Source organism: Embleya sp. NBC_00896, from assembly GCF_045207785.1.
Lineage (GTDB): Bacteria > Actinomycetota > Actinomycetes > Streptomycetales > Streptomycetaceae > Embleya.
Genome location: NZ_CP108776.1, coordinates 5,510,102 through 5,527,178, shown reverse-complemented (window position 1 = coordinate 5,527,178; position 17,077 = coordinate 5,510,102). Strand labels below are relative to the sequence as shown.

Genomic DNA, 17,077 nt, shown 5'->3' with positions numbered 1-17,077 from the left:
CCCTACCGATGGTGCGCGCTACTTGTAGAGCTCCCGCAGGATCCGGTCCACGACCGCCTTGCGGTCGGCCGGGTTCGCCAGCTGCTCCAGGCCGAAGCCGAAGAGCATGGTGTCGTCGGTGACGACCACCGCGGTGCCGAAGACGGCCTCGCTGCGGTCGTAACCCTTGATCGACTGGTCACCGGGCGGCGGTCCGGCCAGGACCCACGGGCCCAGGCCGGTCTCGAAGCCCTCGGCGTCCACGACGCCCGCGTTCGTGACGACCTTGGTGTCGTCGATGAACACGCCCGTCCCGTTCGCCGACGAGTCGCTCACGTAGGCGATCGAGACCTCGACCTTCTTGCCCGCGTACGCGGACAGGTCGAACGCGACCGGCTGCCAGCCGCCGGAGTCGCCGGTGAACGCGTTCCACGCCCCGGTGGTCCCGGTGTTCTTGCAGGTCGGGGTGGCCACCGTCAGGTAGTGCCGCAGCTGCGGGTGACCGTTGACGTAGTCGCCGGCCTCGCACTGCGTGGACGGCGTCGTGGTGGTCCGACCGTTCAGGTCGGGCAGCGTGGTCCAGTCGTCGGCGCCGACCGTGTGGGCCTCGACGATGACGTGGTCCCAGCCGTCCTCCGCGTTGTAGGACATCTGCGCGGTCAGCTTCGCCGCGTCCGCTGCGGACACCGTGCTCAGGTCGATCGTGCGCATCAACCGCTTGTAGGCGTTGTCGGTGTGCAGACCGTTGATGTACCACTTGCCCTCCGCCGGCGAGAACGGACCCGAGGTGTTCCCCTGGTACGTCGCCGCCGGACGGCTGTCGAACAGCGGGTGGTCCGGCAGGACCGCGCCGGTGGGCAGATAGCCGCCCGCCTCGTTCAGCGGGTTGGACGCGGTGCCCGGAAGCGCCTTGTCCAGGCCGATCAGCGGTGCCCCGGTCCCGGTGAACCCGGTGGCTCCGTTCGTGGCGGACCGGTCGTACGCGCCCAGGTAGTACTGGGTGAAGTCGTCCGACACGATCAGGCAGTCGCCCGCCGGGTCCGCCGTGATCACACACGGCTTGTCCGGCGCGCCGTTGAGGCCGTAGTAGATGCCACCGCCCGCGGCGCCCCGCAGCGGACCGAAGTAGCCCGCGGTCTCACCGAGGTGGGCGACCTTGCCGCCCTCGTTGATGAAGTCGCGAACCGCCATGGTGAGCCACTGGACCGAGTCGGCGACCTGGGCGTCGGCGACCGGTTGCCCGAAGACGTCGGTGTACTCGTCGGACGGGTTCTGGGTCAGTCGGTTGTCACCGAGGTACCAGAACACGCCCTTGAAGTGCGAGAGCACGCCCAACGGGTGCGGCACGCCCAGCTTGTCCACGTCCCACACCGCGGCACGGATGCCGTTGGCCTGCAGGGCGTCGACGTACTGCTGCGCGTACTTGGGCCCGACGGTGCCCGCCGGGTAGGTCGGGTTGACGCCCTTGTAGTCCTCGTTGGCGACGACCAGGGTCTCGGTCTTCTCCTGGATCCCGGACTCCACGGTGAAGGTGAAGTGCTCGCTCTCGACCTTGCCGGTCCCGGGCTTGTCGCCGGTGAACCACACCTCGACCTTGTCGCCCGTACGGACGTTCTTGACGTCACCGCGGTACTCGGCGAGGTAGCGCGTGCCCTCGCCGCCGTAGCGCTCGCCGCCCTTCCACTCCTTGACGCCCGCGGTCTTGGTCTTGCCACCGTTGACGCGGTAGTTGAGCTTGCGGTCGCTCAGGCTCCGCTTGGCGATCACCGCGACGGTCTGGTCGTCGTGGTCCTCGGCGTAGGAGTGCTCGAACTTGTCGGCGACCAGGTCCGGCGCCTTCCAGCCGACCGCCGAGACCGGGTCGTCCGGGTCGGCGGCCGACTTGGCGATCGACAGCGCGAACGGGATGTTCTTCGCGAACTCCATCGCGACCAGCGTCTCGTCGTTCGGGAAGCTGAAGATGCTGCCGCAGTTCGCCGGGGTGTACGGGTCGTCCGGCAGGTAGTTCGCGGCCGTCACGCACGTGGACATCTCCGGGGTGAACGACAGCGTCTTGTACGCCTCGTTCATCTGCCCGTCGGTGTCACCGTTGGTGGTGTAGAGCTCCGCGGACAGGTCGGGGTCGAAGTCCGGCACCGCCGGATGCGCGTCGTCGCCCGCGAGCGCGACCATGATCTGGTCGTCCGGGGTGGGCGTCTCGACCTGCCATCCCACGCCGTACAGCAGGAGCTGCGCGGCGGAGTGGTAGTTGACCACGAACTCGGCCTTGACCCGCTTGGCGAAGTTCTGCATCGCCTTGGTCTCCGGCTCCGAGGACGGACCGGTGCCCCGGTAGGTCTCGTTCGCCGGGTCGGGCGAGGAACCCTCGTTGTCGTAGCCCCACTTGTAGTCGAAGTTGCGGTTGAGGTCCACGCCGTCGCCGGCGGTGATGACCCCGTCGCCGTTGTTGTCCCGCAGGTTCTTGCGCCACAGCCGCTGGCCGGGCTGGAAGGTCCAGTCGAGGCCGTCGGGGTTGGCGGAGAGCACGAACCACAGCTCGTTGTCCGAGACCAGCTTGGTGGCCACGTCGTCGGTGCCGTAGCCCTCCACGTACTTGTGCATCAGCCGGCGGGTCATCTCCGGCGTGATCCACTCGCGGGCGTGCTGGTTGGACATGTAGACCACGCCCGGCTTGGACCCGTCCGGGCTGGTGCGCACGTTCTTGGTGACCTTGACCGCCAGGATGTCCTGCCCCAGCACGGTCTTGCCGATGCTGACGGTCTTCGCGATGTCCGGGTGGTCCTTGGCGAGCTGGACCATCTCGGCGCCGAGCCCACCCTCGCCGCTGTACTTGCGGAAGACCCCGGCCGCGGCCGGAGCAAGCGAACGGTCCTGCGCGGCCTCGGCCTTGACGTCCAGCGCGATCCCGGCAGCCCGCAATTTCGCGGCCTGACCCTGATCGAGCACGACCTCGAGATTGGCCTTGCCCTCGGCCGCCTTGCGGACCTCGGTCTCATGCCGATCGATACCGAGTTCGAAGATCTGCTTCAGCTGTGCGGCGTCGGCCGTGACCGAATAGGTCCGCAGGCCGTTGTCGCCGGCCGGAGGCAGTTTCGCTTCCGGCGGCGCGGTGGTCACCTCGGGAAAGGACGGGGACTCGTTCGGTGCGGCCGTCGTGGCCGGCGCCGCGGTCAACAGACCGAGCGCCAGCGACAACGCCGCCACCCCCGTCGTTGCGATCCGTACTCGCTTGGTGGTGCCCCTGGAACGATGACGCCTCATCGACCCCCCAGTCGTGTGGTCGGCGTGCATGCGGGACGGCGCGGAATCACTCGGCCTGTAGGGACGGAACGAGACTCCAGCGCCCGGGTGTTGCGCATGCTACGGCAACTACCGTGTGATACACGAGACTTGACGGACGGTCATATTCGATCGAAGCTACGCGCAAAGATTCCACCATGTGGTCAGAACCAGTCGGGACACCATGGCTCGCGCGGCGTGCGCAGGAGCGCTTCGGCCCGCTCGGCCGCGCCCGGCACGAGTTCGGTGATCCGTCCGGCGTCGGCCCGCCGTACCGGTGATCCCGAACCCAGGACGAAAGCGCTCAACTCGGCGATGTCCAGCGCGAGATCCGCCGGATCCCCGGTCGGCGCGCAGACCGCCTCCCCCGACCGGTTGTCGATCGCGAACCGGCCCGCGGCGTAGCCGAGGTCGTCACGCACGTCGACCACGACCTTGTCGCGGGCGCCGTAGGTGCGCGCCGAGAACGCGGCGGGCACGTCCAGGACACGGGCCCAGACGAAGTCCCGGCGGGACCCGGTGGTGATCGCCCGGGGGTCCTCGACCCAGTGCGTCAGCAACTCGTCCGGGCTGCGGTCCTCGGCCTCGACGAGGTGGACGTAGTCCACGTTCGCGCAGAACCGCCACAGCGCGATCTCGGCCTCGGGGGTGAGCGCGATCAGCGCGTCGACGGTGAGCGTGACCCGGGGAGCGAACTCGACCCAGTGGTCGTTCACGCGGTAGCCGAGCAGACCGGTTATCCGCCCGGACGGGTCGCGGTACACGGCGTGGAAGCGGCCCGGAGTCGGACCGCTCGGCGGCGCCTCCAGGCCGGCGTACATGTCCCACCACAACGGGCTGCGACCGATCGCCCCCGGGCGCAGCCGGCGGAACTCCTCGTACACGGCCGGGCCGAGCTCGACCACCTGCTCGGGGGTGACGAACTCGACCCGACCGCCGGCCTCGACCGGCGCGTCGGCGACGAAGTCGGTGCGCAGCGTGTCCAGGGTCAGCTTCTGGAAGTCGGTGGCGACCCCGAAGCCGAACCGGCCGTAGATCCGGTACTCGGCCCCGATCAGGATCGCCATCGCCTCGCCGCGCGCGACCGAGTCGGCCAGGTCCGCGCGCATCATCGAGGTGAGCAGGCCGCGCCGGCGATGGGTCGGGGTGACGGTGACGTTGGTGATCGCCGACACCGGCAGGATCGCCCCGCCCGGAAGGGTCAGACCGGTCGCGAAGCTGCGGAAGGTGCCCACGCAGCGGTCGCCGTCGAAGGCCCCGCGGGCGCGAGTGAAGTCGTTGTGGACACGCCGAACCCAGTGGTCGACCCGCTTCTCGCGGTTGTCCTTGGAGTTGTCCGGGACGCGCTGAAAACCGATGGCCATGGCATCGGTCCAGGCGATGACATCGCCCTCGCCGATCGTTCGGATGTCCACTGCGGTGGTTCCTTCCTCGCGGTGCGGCCTTCCCTCCACGGGCATGGGCGAAGGCGCCGACCCCGAGACCCTATGTCTCGGGGTTCGGCGCCTTCGAGTGGTTTTTCGCGGCCCCGGCCCTGCTCAGGACACGAGTATGTCCATGGACAGGCCGGCGTCGGTGCCGGGCATTCCCTGCTCGCCGGCTCGCTTGTCGGCCATCGCCAGGAGCCGGCGGATCCGGCCGGCGACCGCGTCCTTGGTCAGCGGCGGCTCGGCGAGCCCGCCCAGCTCCTCCAGGGATGCCTGCTTGTGGTCGAGCCGCAGCTTGCCGGCCGCGGCCAGGTGCTCCGGGACCTCCTCGCCGAGGATCTCCAGGGCCCGCTGCACGCGCGCGCCCGCCGCGACGGCCGCGCGGGCCGAGCGGCGCAGGTTGGCGTCGTCGAAGTTCGCGAGCCGGTTCGCCGTGGCCCGCACCTCGCGGCGCATCCGCCGCTCCTCCCAGGCCAGCACGCTCTCGTGCGCGCCGAGCCGGGTGAGCAGCGCGCCGATCGCGTCGCCGTCGCGCACCACCACGCGGTCCACGCCGCGCACCTCGCGCGACTTGGCCGCCAGGCCCAACCGGCGGGCCGCGCCGACCAGCGCGAGCGCCGCCTCGGAACCGGGGCAGGTCACCTCCAGGGCGGAGGAACGGCCGGGCTCGGTGAGCGAGCCGTGCGCGAGGAACGCGCCGCGCCAGGCGGCCTCCGCGTCGCACGTCGCGCCCGAGACGACCTGGGGCGGGAGACCCCGCACCGGACGCCCGCGGGCGTCGAGCAGACCGGTCTGCCGGGCCAGTTGATCGCCGCCGACGGCGACCCGCACGACGTAGCGGCTGCCGCGCCGCAGGCCGCCGGGGGCCACCACGACCAGGTCCGAGCTGTGCCCGTAGACCTCCAGGATGTCCTTGCGCAGGCGCCTCGCGGCCATGGCCGTGTCGAGTTCCGCCTCGATGACGATTCGCCCGCCCACGATGTGCAGTCCGCCCGCGAAGCGCAAGAGCGCGGAGACCTCCGCCTTGCGACAGCACGACCGGGTGACCGGGAGGCGGCTGAGCTCGTCCTTGACTGCTGCCGTCATCGCCATGGAGCGATCCTTTCACGATCGACGAAGATCCGGCCGTAGGCCGCGGCCAACCGTTCGGGGTCGTGTCGCGGTGTGCCGTCGACCGCCGAAACGGGGGCGAGGTGGACCTGTCCACCGAGCGCCGCCGTGGCCCGTTCCAGGCCCGGTACGTCCTCCACACGGTCGCGGTCGCCGAGGACGATGTCAAAGGTCAGCCCGGGGGCGTGCGCCGCCAGCACCTCCAGGTGCTGCTGCGGCGAGAAACCGGCCGTCTCGCCCGGCTGTGGAGCCAGATTGAGCGCCAGCAACCGCCTGGCCTTGGTCTCCACCAGCGCCGTCGCCAACTCGGGAACGAGCAGGTGGGGCAGCACCGAGGTGAACCAGGAACCAGGTCCGACAACCACCCAATCGGCGTCACGAACCGCCTCGACCGCCTCGGGCACGGCGGGCGGATCGGCCGGCAGCAGCCGGATCCCGCGCACGTCCCCGGGAGTCACCGCGACCTGGGCCTGCCCGCGCACGGTCAGCACCTCGTGCGGCCGGCTCGGGTCGTGTCCGGCGACGTCGGCCTCGATGTCGAGCGGAACCGCCGACATCGGCAGCACCCGCCCGTGCGCGCCGAGCAGCCGGCCCATCCAGTCGAGCGCCGCGATCGGGTCGTCCATCAGTTCCCACAGGCCCACGAGCAGCAGGTTGCCGACCGCGTGCCCGTTCAGGTCGCCCTCGCAGCGGAACCGGTGCTGGATCACCCGGCTCCAGGTCACGCCCCACTCGTCGTCCCCGCACAGCGCCGCGAGCGCCATCCGCAGATCGCCCGGCGGCAGCACGCCCAGGTCCTTGCGCAGCCGGCCGCTGGAGCCGCCGTCGTCGGCGACCGTGACGATCGCCGTCAGGTCGTCGGTGAGCCGGCGCAGTGCCGCCAGCGACGCCGAGAGCCCGTGTCCGCCGCCCAACGCGACCACCTTGGGGCCGCTCATTCCCTGCCCATGTCGCGGTGCACGAGCACGGTGTCCAGGCCGTCCTCGGTGAGCCGGCGGGCCAGCCGTTCGGCCATCGCGACGCTGCGGTGCTTGCCACCGGTGCAGCCCACCGCCAGCGTCACGTAGCGCTTGCCCTCGCGGCGGTAGCCCTCGGTGACGATGTGCAGCAGCTCGGCGTACCGGTCCAGGAACTCCTTGGCGCCGGGCTGGTCGAACACGTAGCGGCTGACCGCCTCGTCCTTCCCGGTGTGCGGGCGCAGCTCGGGGATCCAGTGCGGGTTGGGCAGGAAGCGGCAGTCGACGACCAGGTCGGCGTCCACCGGCAGGCCGTACTTGAAGCCGAACGACATCACCGTCGCGCGCAGCTGCGGCTCGCCGGAGCCGGCGAACCGGTCGTCCATCCTGGCGCGCAGCTGGTGCACGTTGATGTCGGAGGTGTCGATCACCAGGTCGGCCTCGCCGCGCAGCTCGCGCAGCAGTTCGCGCTCGCGCGCGATGCCGTCCGGGATCCGCCCGTCGCCCTGCAGCGGGTGCGGGCGGCGCACGCCCTCGAAGCGACGCACCAGGACGTCGTCGGATGCCTCCAGGAACACGATCCGACGCACCACGCCGGCGGCGTCCAGCTCACCGAGCGCGGAACGCAGGTCGTCGAAGAAGGTCCGGCCGCGGACGTCGACCACGACCGCTATCCGCGCCACCGCCCCCTGGGTCCGGGCACCGAGGTCGACCATGGCCGGGATGAGCGACGGCGGCAGGTTGTCGACGACGAACCAGCCGAGGTCCTCCATACCCTTGGCGGCGGTGCTGCGACCGGCGCCGGACATGCCGGAGATGATCACCAGCTCCGGGGTCCCCTCGACCTCTCCGCTCGCGATCTCGGTGCTCATGCGTCCCCCCGCTGCGTGTCGTGCCTACGGCTGGGCGAGTTCAACGCTTCCTCCTGCTGGTTCCTGCCTCGGGGGTGCGACGGGATGGCTTCCTTGGTGCCGTCTCACGGTGCCGTCTTCTTCGGTGCCGTCGTGTTCGGTGCCGTCGTCTTCTTCAATGATCTCGCCCGTCGCGGTATTCACGGCCGGAGCCGCGGGAGCCCGGGTGGCGAGCGCCGCCACGATCGCCTCCGCGGTGGCCCGGCCGATGCCCGGCACCTCGGTGATCCGGTCGACGCTCGCCGCGCGCAACCGCTTGAGCGAGCCGAAGTGCGCGAGCACCGCCTTGCGGCGGGTGGCACCCAGTCCCGGGACGTCGTCGAGCACGCTCGCCGTCATCGCCTTGGACCGCTTGGAGCGGTGGTAGGTGATCGCGAAGCGGTGCGCCTCGTCGCGAATCCGCTGCAGCATCAGCAGCGCCTCGCCGCTGCTGCGCGGGAGCACGACCGGGTCGTCCTCGCCGGGCAGCCACACCTCTTCGAGCCGCTTGGCCAGGCCGCACACCGTCACGTCGACGACGCCGGCCTCCTCCAGGGCCCGCACCGCGGCGGCGACCTGCGGTTGGCCGCCGTCGACCACGACCAGCTGCGGCGGGTAGGCGAACCGTTTGGGTCGGCCGGTCTCGGGGTCGATCGGGCCGGTGTTCTCCAGCCCCTCCGCGTCGGCGGCGTCACCGGCCGCGTCGCGCGCGAGGTCGGCCTTGTACCGCTTGAACCGTCGGGTGAGCACCTCGTGCATCGCGCGGGTGTCGTCCTGGCCCTCGAACGACTTGATCGCGAAGCGTCGGTACTCGCTCTTGCGCGGCAGGCCGTCCTCGAACACGACCATCGAGGCGACCACCTCGGTGCCCTGCAGGTGCGAGATGTCGTAGCACTCGACGCGCAGCGGCGCGGTGTCCATCTCCAGCGCCTCGGCGAGCTGCTGGAGCGCCAGCGAGCGCGCGGTGAGGTCGCCGGCGCGGCGCAGCTTGTGCAGGTTGAGCGCCTGCGCGGCGTTGCGCTGCACGGTCTCCTGGAGCGACTTCTTGTCGCCGCGCTGCGGGACCCGCAGTTCGACCCTGGCGCCGCGCAGCGCGCACAGCCACTCGGACAGCGCGTCGGCGTCCTTGGGCAGCGCGGGCACCAGCACCTCGCGCGGCACCGCCTCGCCGCGCTGTTCGCCGTACAGCTGCTGCAGGAAGTGCTCGACCAGGTCGCCCGTGTCCACGTCCTCGACCCGCTCGGTGACCCAGCCGCGCTGTCCGCGCACCCGGCCGCCGCGCACGTGGAAGATCTGGACGGCGACCTCCAGTTCGTCCTCGGCGAGCGCGATGACGTCGGCGTCGGTGCCGTCGCCGAACACGATCGCGTTCTTCTCCAGGGCCCGGGTGAGCGCGGTTATGTCGTCGCGCAGGCGGGCCGCCTTCTCGTACTCCATCTCCTGCGCGGCGACCTTCATCTCGCGCTCCAGGCGCTTGATGTAGGGACCGGTGCGGCCGGCCATGAACTCGCAGAAGTCCTCGGCGAGCGCACGGTGGTCCTCGGCGGAGATCTTGCCGGTGCACGGCGCCGCGCACTTGCCGATGTAGCCGAGCAGGCACGGCCGGCCGACCCGGCGGGCGTTCTTGAACACGCCCGCCGAGCAGGTGCGCAGCGGAAAGACCCGCAGCAGCAGGTCGAGCGTCTCGCGGATGGCCCACGCGTGCCCGTACGGCCCGAAGTAGCGCACGCCCTTGCGGTGCGGGCCGCGCATGACCTGCGCGCGCGGGAACTCCTCGTTGAGCGTCACCGCGAGCGAGGGGTAGCTCTTGTCGTCGCGGTACTTGACGTTGAAGCGCGGGTCGAACTCCTTGATCCAGGAGTATTCGAGCTGGAGCGCCTCGACCTCGGTGCCGACCACGGTCCAGTCCACGCCCGCCGCCGTGGTGACCATGGTCTGGGTCCGCGGGTGCAGGTTGGCCAGGTCCTGGAAGTAGGACGAGAGCCGGGCGCGCAGGTTCTTCGCCTTGCCGACGTAGACCACACGGCCGTGCTCGTCGCTGAACCGGTATACGCCGGGCGACGTCGGGATCTGGCCGGGTGCGGGCCGGTACGACGACGGGTCCATTTCTCCACCCTATGTGCTGGCTCCAACAGATTTTTGCGGTCAGCCCACGATGATCTCGCCGTTCGCGACCTTGACCGGAAGGGCCGTCAGGCCGCGCTTCGCGGGGCGGCGGACCACGGAGCCGTCGTTCATCGAGAACTGGCTGCCGTGGCACTGGCACTGGATGACACCCTGGTCGACCTTGGTGACCAGACAACCCTGGTGCGGACAACGGGCGTCGAACGCTTTGTAATCGTCCTTGGCGGGCTGGGTGACCACGATCGAGGTGTCGGTGTAGACCTTGCCCTTGCCGACCACCACGTCCTGGGACCGGCCCACGGTGACCGGCCCGTTCAGGAGCGGCTTCTCGTGCGGCGACGCCGGCTGGTTCTCCGTGGCGCACGCGGTCAGCGCGATCCCGGCGGCCCCGACCGCGCCCACGACGGCCGCGCCCCGCAGCAGCGCGCGCCGGTCGGTCCCGTGTTCCGCCGTGTGGTCGGAGCCGGACTCGGACAGGGGCGGCTGCTGCGGGGTCATGCGGTGTCTCCTTGCGAACGATGACGCTGGGGTGCCCAATCCTCGCACCCGCCTCGGATGCCCCCTACGTCACCGTCGGTCCTGCAGCACGCCCTGCAGGAACTTGCCGGTGTGGCTGCCGGCCACCTCGGCGACCTCCTCCGGCGTGCCCTCGGCGACTATCAGGCCGCCGCCGCTGCCACCCTCGGGGCCCAGGTCGACGACCCAGTCGGCGGTCTTGATCACGTCGAGGTTGTGCTCGATCACGATCACCGTGTTGCCCTTGTCGACCAGGCTGGTCAGCACGCCGAGCAGGCGCCGGATGTCCTCGAAGTGCAGGCCGGTGGTCGGCTCGTCCAGGACGTAGACCGTCTTGCCGGTCGAGCGGCGCTGCAGCTCGGACGCGAGCTTGACGCGCTGCGCCTCGCCGCCGGAGAGCGTGGTCGCGGGCTGACCCAGGCGCACGTAGCCCAGGCCGACGTCGTTGAGCGTGCGCAGGTGTCGGGCGATCGCGGGGACGGCCTCGAAGAAGGCGAGCCCCTCCTCGATCGGCATGTCGAGCACCTCGGAGATGTTCTTGCCCTTGAAGTGGACCTCCAGGGTCTCCCGGTTGTAGCGCGCGCCGTGACACACCTCGCACGGCACGTAGACGTCCGGGAGGAAGTTCATCTCGATCTTGATCGTGCCGTCGCCCGAGCAGTTCTCGCAGCGCCCGCCCTTGACGTTGAACGAGAACCGGCCCGGCAGGTAGCCGCGCACCTTGGCCTCGGTGGTCTCGGCGAAGAGCTTGCGCACGTGGTCGAACACGCCGGTGTAGGTGGCCGGGTTCGAGCGCGGGGTGCGCCCGATCGGCCCCTGGTCCACGTGCACGACCTTGTCCACCAGGTCGGTCCCGGTGATCCGGGTGTGCCGGCCGGGGACGATCCGCGCGCCGTTGAGCTCGCGGGCCAGGTGGGTGTACAGGATGTCGTTGACCAGGGTCGACTTGCCCGATCCGGACACGCCCGTGACGGCCGTGAAGACGCCGAGCGGGAAGGCGACGCTGACGTCCTGCAGGTTGTTCTCGCGGGCGCCGTGCACGACCAGGCGGCGCTTGTCCGGGACCCGGCGCTCGGTCGGGGTCGGGATCGACTTGCGGCCGGAGAGGTAGTCGCCGGTCGCGGACCGCTTGTTCTTGAGCAGCTCCTTGTAGCTGCCCGAGTGCACGACCTCGCCGCCGTGCTCGCCGGCGCCGGGACCGATGTCCACGACCCAGTCGGCGATCCGGATGGTGTCCTCGTCGTGCTCGACCACGATCAGCGTGTTGCCCATGTCGCGCAGCCGGACCAGGGTCTCGATCAGCCGGTGGTTGTCGCGCTGGTGCAGCCCGATGGAGGGCTCGTCCAGCACGTACAGCACGCCGACCAGGCCGGAGCCGATCTGCGTGGCGAGCCGGATGCGCTGCGCCTCGCCGCCGGAGAGGGTGCCGGCCGGGCGGCCGAGCGAGAGGTAGTCCAGGCCGACGTCGACCAGGAACTTCAGCCGCTCGTTGACCTCCTTGAGGACCCGCTCGGCGATCTTCTTCTCGCGGGCGACCAGCTTGATCCGGCCGAGGAACTCGGCGCAGTCGCTGATCGACATCGACGCGACGTCGGCGATCGACTTGTCCGCGATGGTGACCGCGAGCACGATCGGCTTGAGCCGGGCGCCCTGGCAGGTCGCGCACGGCACCTCGCGCATGTAGCCCTCGAAGCGCTCGCGACTGGTGTCGGTCTCCGCCTCGGAGTGCCGGCGCACGATGTAGGGCAGCGCGCCCTCGAACGATGTGTAGTAGGAGCGCTCGCGCCCGTAGCGGTTCTTGTACTTGACGTGGATCTGCGTCTTGTGGCCGTTGAGCAGTGCCTTCTTGGCCCGCTGCGGCAGCCCGTCCCAGGCGATGTCGGTGCGAAAGCCCATCTCGTCCGCGAGCGCGGACACCAGTCGGCCGAAGTACTCGGCGGCGTGCCCGCTCGACCACGGCGCGAGCGCGCCCTCGTCGAGGGACTTCTGCCCGTCCGGGACCACGAGCTCGGGGTCGACCTCCATGCGGGTGCCGATGCCGGTGCAGTCGGGACACGCGCCGAACGGCGAGTTGAACGAGAACGAGCGCGGCTCCAGCTCCTCGAACGACAGGTCGTCGTAGGGGCAGTAGAGGTGCTCGGAGAACATCCGCTCGCGGTTCGGGTCGTCCTCGGGCAGGTCGACGAAGTCGAGGATGACCATGCCGGAACCGAGCGAGAGCGCGGTCTCGACCGAGTCGGTGAGCCGGCGCTTGGCGGAGGACTTCACGGTCAGGCGGTCGATGACCACCTCGATCGAGTGCTTCTCCTGCTTCTTGAGCTTGGGCGGGTCGGTCAGCTGGATCACCGCGCCGTCCACCCGGGCCCGGCTGTAGCCCTTGGACTGGAGTTCGGCGAACAGGTCGACGAACTCGCCCTTGCGCTCGCGCACGATGGGCGAGAGCACCTGGAAGCGGGTGCCCTCCTCGAGTTCGAGCACGCGGTCGACCACCTGCTGCGGGCTCTGCCGCGCGATCGGGCGGCTGCAGACCGGACAGTGCGGGTGCCCGATCCGGGCATAGAGCAGGCGGAGGTAGTCGTAGACCTCGGTGATCGTGCCGACCGTCGAGCGCGGGTTGCGGTTGGTCGACTTCTGGTCGATCGAGACGGCCGGCGACAGGCCCTCGATGAAGTCGACGTCGGGCTTGTCCATCTGCCCGAGGAACTGCCGCGCGTACGAGGACAGCGACTCGACGTAGCGGCGCTGTCCCTCCGCGAAGATGGTGTCGAACGCGAGCGAGGACTTACCCGAACCGGACAGGCCGGTGAAGACGATGAGCGCGTCGCGCGGAAGGTCGAGGGAGACGTCCTTGAGGTTGTGCTCGCGCGCGCCACGGACGATGAGACGGTCGGCCACTTGAGAATCGAAACCCTTCGACGGCATGCCGCTACGGCTGATGGTGTGTCGAGCTGATCGGTACGCGTCGACAGTGCGGATCGAGGCTACGAACAAAGTGCCGAGCGGCACCGGATCGACAAGGCCTCGCGCCATCGTAAGCAGCCGCGGGCAGGTGTTTGTTCCCCTTTGAGCAGCCAGGCTATCGCACATTCATTCGAACAAAACTTCAAGAGACCGTTCTTCACCCGATCGTGTGAAGGTCTGGCACAGGCGTTCGCGCCACTAAGGTGAAGTCCCAAGACCACGTCGCACCGGGACCCGTCTCGTCCCGCAGTTCGGTGGCGTGGGCGACTTGGGGAGGTAAGCGTGACGACGGACGGGTTCGACCCCGCCGCACTGCTCGAGGAGATCAACGACGCGACCGCGCAGGTACTGGCGACCGCGGAGCGACTGACCCCCGAGCGCCTGGCCGGTCCATCGCTGCTGCCCGGCTGGAGCCGCGGCCACGTCCTGACCCATCTCGCACGCAACGCGGACGCGCTCACCAATCTGCTGAACTGGGCCCGCACCGGGATCCCGACCCCGATGTACGCGCCCGGCGACGCGCGCGACCGGGCGATCGAGGAGGGCTCGCCGCGCCCGCTGCCCGAGCAGCTCACCGACCTGTACGACGCGTCCGCGCGGTTCGCGCAGGCGTTCGCGGTGATGACGCCGACCGCGTGGGGGGCCAAGGTCTCCCGGCGCGGGGGTGGCGACGTCGCGGCGACGCTGCTGCCGACGATGCGGCTGCGGGAGCTGTACATCCACCACGTCGACCTGGACGCGGGCTGGACGCCGGCGCACTGGCCGACCGACTACACCGAGCGCGAGCTGAACGAGGTCGCGGCCTCCTTCCGCGGCCGGCCGGACTGCCCGCCGCTGCTGCTGCGCGACGACATAACCCACCGCGAACTGCGGATCGGCCCCGAAGGCGTGCAGCCCGCCGCGGTCGTGTCGGGGCGCCGCCAGTCGCTGCTCGCGTGGCTGATCGGCCGCACCAACGGCGACGGGCTGACCGTCGAGCCGTTCGGGCAGCTGCCGCCGCTGCCCGCCTGGATGTAGCGGTCGGTGGCCGACATGGCGGTCGGGCGAGGAGGATGGCAGACATGACGTATCACGGATCGGTGAAGGTCGGCGGCGCCCCGGCGGTGCGCGAACTGGCCAACCTGATGATCACGAAGGTCGCGGTCGGGCCCTACGACAACAACGCCTACCTGCTGCGCTGTCGCGCCACGGACCGGCAGCTGCTGATCGACGCGGCCAACGACGCGCACACGTTGATCACCCTCGTCGGCGACGGCGGCCTCGCCCGGGTCGTCACCACGCACCGCCACCAGGACCACTGGCAGGCGCTCGCCGAGGTGGTCGCGCACACCGGCGCGACCACGCTCGCCGGGCGCGAGGACGCCGCGGCCGTCCCGGTGCCCACGGACGTGCTCGTGGACGACGGCGACACGATCGCCTTCGGCGCGATCGAGCTGCGGGCCATCCACCTGGTGGGCCACACCGAGGGCAGCATCGCCCTGCTGTACGACGACCCCAAGGGCCACCCGCACCTGTTCACCGGCGACTGCCTGTTCCCCGGCGGTGTCGGCAACACATTCGGCGACCCGGCCGCGTTCGACCGCCTGATCGACGACGTAGAACACAAACTCTTCGACACCCTCCCCGACGAGACCTGGATCTACCCGGGCCACGGCACCGACACCACCCTCGGCAACGAACGCCCCAACCTCCCCGAATGGCACACCCGACGCTGGTAACAACCCCAACCGCCGACCGAGCCACCCCAGCACGGCCGGCATCGAGCCCAATCACCCCAGCCGACACTCGAGGCCACCCCAGCCCGGCCGGCGCTTGAGGCCAAATAGCCCGGCCGGCGCTTGAGGCCACCCAGCCCGGCCGGCGCTTGAGGCCACCCAGCCGGGCCGGCGCTTGAGGCCGCCTGGCCGCGGGCCGCCAGATCCAGCCCGTCCGGCGCTTGAGGACAAGCCCGGCCGGCGATTGAGGCCACCCCACCCCTACCCCCCAGGCGCAGAGGCCCTCCGCCGCGCCCGATGCGCCGCCACATTGGCCCGATTCGCACACGCGTCGGAGCAATACCGCTTCCGCCCATTACGAGACGTATCGGCAAACACCCGCGCACAGCCCACAGCCGCACACACCCCCGACCGCCCCACGCCGTAGTCGGCCACCAGGTTCGCCAACCCCATCGCCGTGTTGATCCGAATGCGCTGCACGAACGGCACGCCCGACGGCGCGTGGTGCAGGTGCAGCCCATGGCCGTGGTCCACCAGCCGAGGCCGCACCTCGACGCGCGCCAGCAGAACGTTCACGTGCGCGACGGCCGCCTCCAGATCGGTGATCTCGAAGAACGCGCGCAACTGCCCCGACCACTCCACGAGCGGCTCCAGCGCGCTCTCGTCCAGGTCGTCCACCAGGAACGAGAACGGCGCCAGCACCCCCCGCGCGGAGGCCACGTCGGGCGCGGCCCCCTGCTCGCCGGTCCACGCGTTGACCATCGCCACGGCAGCACCGACCCCATCACTGCGGTAACCGTTGACTTCCATTGAACCCTTACCTAGGCTGCGAGGGTATGTAAGGAGCTACGCCGTCACACTCATTACCCAGTATCACCCTCGGCAACACGGAGGCAACTCGATGTCTTCCCGATGCGACGCCTGCGGACGGATCGAGGATCCGCGGATGACGGTACTGTCCCGCCACCTCACCTCCCAGGGCGAAGTCGTCTACACCCGCTGCCTGTGCGGCAGCGTCGGGGTCCGCCTGCGGCCGCGGTCCACCGAAACGGAACGGCCCCCGAACGAGGTACTCCTCGCCCAGGGGCCGCCGGCCGTTCCGGTACCGCGTTAGACGTTCGCGTCCTTCTCGACCGCCGCCACGGCAGCCGCCTCGCGCTCGTCCTTCTTCGTCTTGCGCAGGCTCAGGATCGTGGTGACCGCGAGGGTCGCCACGATGACACCGAGCGAGAGCGGGATGCCGATCGTCGGCACGTGCACACCCTGACCGTGCAGCGCCTCGAAGATCAGCTTGACCCCGATGAAGCCCAGGATCACCGACAGGCCGTACGACAGGTAGACCAGCTTCTTGAGCAGTCCGCCGATCAGGAAGTACAACTGGCGCAGACCCATCAGCGCGAACGCGTTCGCGGTGAAGACGATGTACGGCTCCTTGGTGAGGCCGAAGATCGCCGGGATCGAGTCGAGCGCGAACAGCACGTCCGTGGTGCCGACGGCGATCATCACGATCAGCATCGGCGTCACGAAGCGCTTGCCGTTCTCCTTCACCACGAGCTTCATGTCGCGGTAGCCGTCGGTGGTCGGCAGGACCTTCTCGACCTTGCGCAGGAGGGCGTTCTCCTCGAACTCCTCCTCCTCGTCCGACTGCGCCTCCTTGATCAGCTTCCACGCGGTCCAGATCAGGAACGCGCCGAAGATGAAGAAGACCCAGGAGAACGTGGCGACGACCGCGGCGCCCGCGGCGATGAAGATGCCGCGCAGGACGAGTGCGAGCAGCACGCCGACCAGCAACACGCGCTGCTGGTACTGCGGCGGCACCGCGAACTTGCCCATGATCAGCACGAACACGAACAGGTTGTCGACGCTCAGTGATTTCTCGGTGATGAATCCGGCAAAGAACTCACCACCGGGTTCCGCCCCGGCGACGACCCAGAGGCCGATGCCGAACAGGACGGCGAGGCCGACCCAGAAGACGCCCCATAGGGACGCCTCCTTGAGCGTGACCTCGTGTGGTTTGCGGTTGAGGAAGAGATCCACTGCCACCAGTGCCAGCAGCACGACGATGGTCAGGATCCAGGCAACGGGTGAAACGTCCACTGCGCCTCCGGCAGACGTGGGCG

At 69.9% G+C, this 17,077-nt stretch carries 13 protein-coding genes; 3 read left to right on the top strand and 10 right to left on the bottom strand.

From position 1 onward, the window contains the following. Nucleotides 1-18: 18 nt before the first annotated feature. The 8 genes from OG928_RS25070 to uvrA all read right to left on the bottom strand — a co-directional run bounded on the left by OG928_RS25070 (nucleotide 19) and on the right by uvrA (nucleotide 13,176). A complete protein-coding gene (locus tag OG928_RS25070; RefSeq protein WP_406287588.1) occupies nucleotides 19-3,240 on the bottom strand; it encodes a M14 family zinc carboxypeptidase in 3,222 nt (1,073 codons plus the stop codon). A gap of 182 nt (nucleotides 3,241-3,422) precedes the next feature. Further along, complete coding sequence (locus tag OG928_RS25065) at nucleotides 3,423-4,673, bottom strand: GNAT family N-acetyltransferase (protein WP_406287586.1); 1,251 nt, start codon at nucleotides 4,671-4,673, stop codon at nucleotides 3,423-3,425. A gap of 123 nt (nucleotides 4,674-4,796) precedes the next feature. Beyond that, complete coding sequence (gene whiA / locus OG928_RS25060) at nucleotides 4,797-5,777, bottom strand: DNA-binding protein WhiA (RefSeq protein WP_406287584.1); 981 nt, start codon at nucleotides 5,775-5,777, stop codon at nucleotides 4,797-4,799. Continuing rightward, a complete protein-coding gene (yvcK, locus tag OG928_RS25055; protein WP_406287582.1) occupies nucleotides 5,768-6,733 on the bottom strand; it encodes a uridine diphosphate-N-acetylglucosamine-binding protein YvcK in 966 nt (321 codons plus the stop codon). Before yvcK ends, whiA begins: the two co-directional genes overlap by 10 nt. Further along, a complete protein-coding gene (rapZ, locus tag OG928_RS25050) occupies nucleotides 6,730-7,623 on the bottom strand; it encodes an RNase adapter RapZ (RefSeq protein WP_406287579.1) in 894 nt (297 codons plus the stop codon). The genes yvcK and rapZ overlap by 4 nt, the downstream gene beginning before the upstream one ends. 24 nt (nucleotides 7,624-7,647) lie before the next feature. Further along, entirely contained in the window at nucleotides 7,648-9,747 is a 2,100-nt protein-coding gene (uvrC, locus tag OG928_RS25045; RefSeq protein WP_406287577.1) for an excinuclease ABC subunit UvrC, read from the bottom strand. A 39-nt stretch (nucleotides 9,748-9,786) separates the two neighbouring features. Next, a complete protein-coding gene (locus tag OG928_RS25040) occupies nucleotides 9,787-10,263 on the bottom strand; it encodes a Rieske (2Fe-2S) protein (protein ID WP_406287575.1) in 477 nt (158 codons plus the stop codon). Between the two features lie 69 nt (nucleotides 10,264-10,332). Then, entirely contained in the window at nucleotides 10,333-13,176 is a 2,844-nt protein-coding gene (uvrA, locus tag OG928_RS25035; RefSeq protein ID WP_406287574.1) for an excinuclease ABC subunit UvrA, read from the bottom strand. A gap of 348 nt (nucleotides 13,177-13,524) precedes the next feature. On the opposite strand from uvrA, the gene OG928_RS25030 reads away from it, so the two are divergent. Together OG928_RS25030 and OG928_RS25025 are read left to right on the top strand one after the other, a co-directional pair. Further along, a complete protein-coding gene (locus tag OG928_RS25030; protein WP_406287572.1) occupies nucleotides 13,525-14,259 on the top strand; it encodes a maleylpyruvate isomerase family mycothiol-dependent enzyme in 735 nt (244 codons plus the stop codon). A gap of 44 nt (nucleotides 14,260-14,303) precedes the next feature. Further along, nucleotides 14,304-14,960 carry an MBL fold metallo-hydrolase gene (locus tag OG928_RS25025; protein WP_406287570.1) on the top strand — a complete coding sequence of 219 codons (657 nt, stop codon included), beginning with the start codon at nucleotides 14,304-14,306 and terminating at the stop codon, nucleotides 14,958-14,960. Between the two features lie 258 nt (nucleotides 14,961-15,218). Here the strand turns inward: OG928_RS25025 and OG928_RS25020 are convergent, their stop codons facing one another. Continuing rightward, nucleotides 15,219-15,767 carry a CGNR zinc finger domain-containing protein gene (locus OG928_RS25020; protein WP_406287568.1) on the bottom strand — a complete coding sequence of 183 codons (549 nt, stop codon included), beginning with the start codon at nucleotides 15,765-15,767 and terminating at the stop codon, nucleotides 15,219-15,221. Between the two features lie 136 nt (nucleotides 15,768-15,903). Between OG928_RS25020 and OG928_RS25015 the strand changes: the two genes are divergently transcribed. Next, entirely contained in the window at nucleotides 15,904-16,071 is a 168-nt protein-coding gene (locus tag OG928_RS25015; protein WP_406287566.1) for a hypothetical protein, read from the top strand. Here the strand turns inward: OG928_RS25015 and OG928_RS25010 are convergent. Beyond that, entirely contained in the window at nucleotides 16,068-17,054 is a 987-nt protein-coding gene (locus tag OG928_RS25010; RefSeq protein WP_406287565.1) for a TerC family protein, read from the bottom strand. The genes OG928_RS25015 and OG928_RS25010 overlap by 4 nt on opposite strands. Nucleotides 17,055-17,077: the final 23 nt, after the last annotated feature.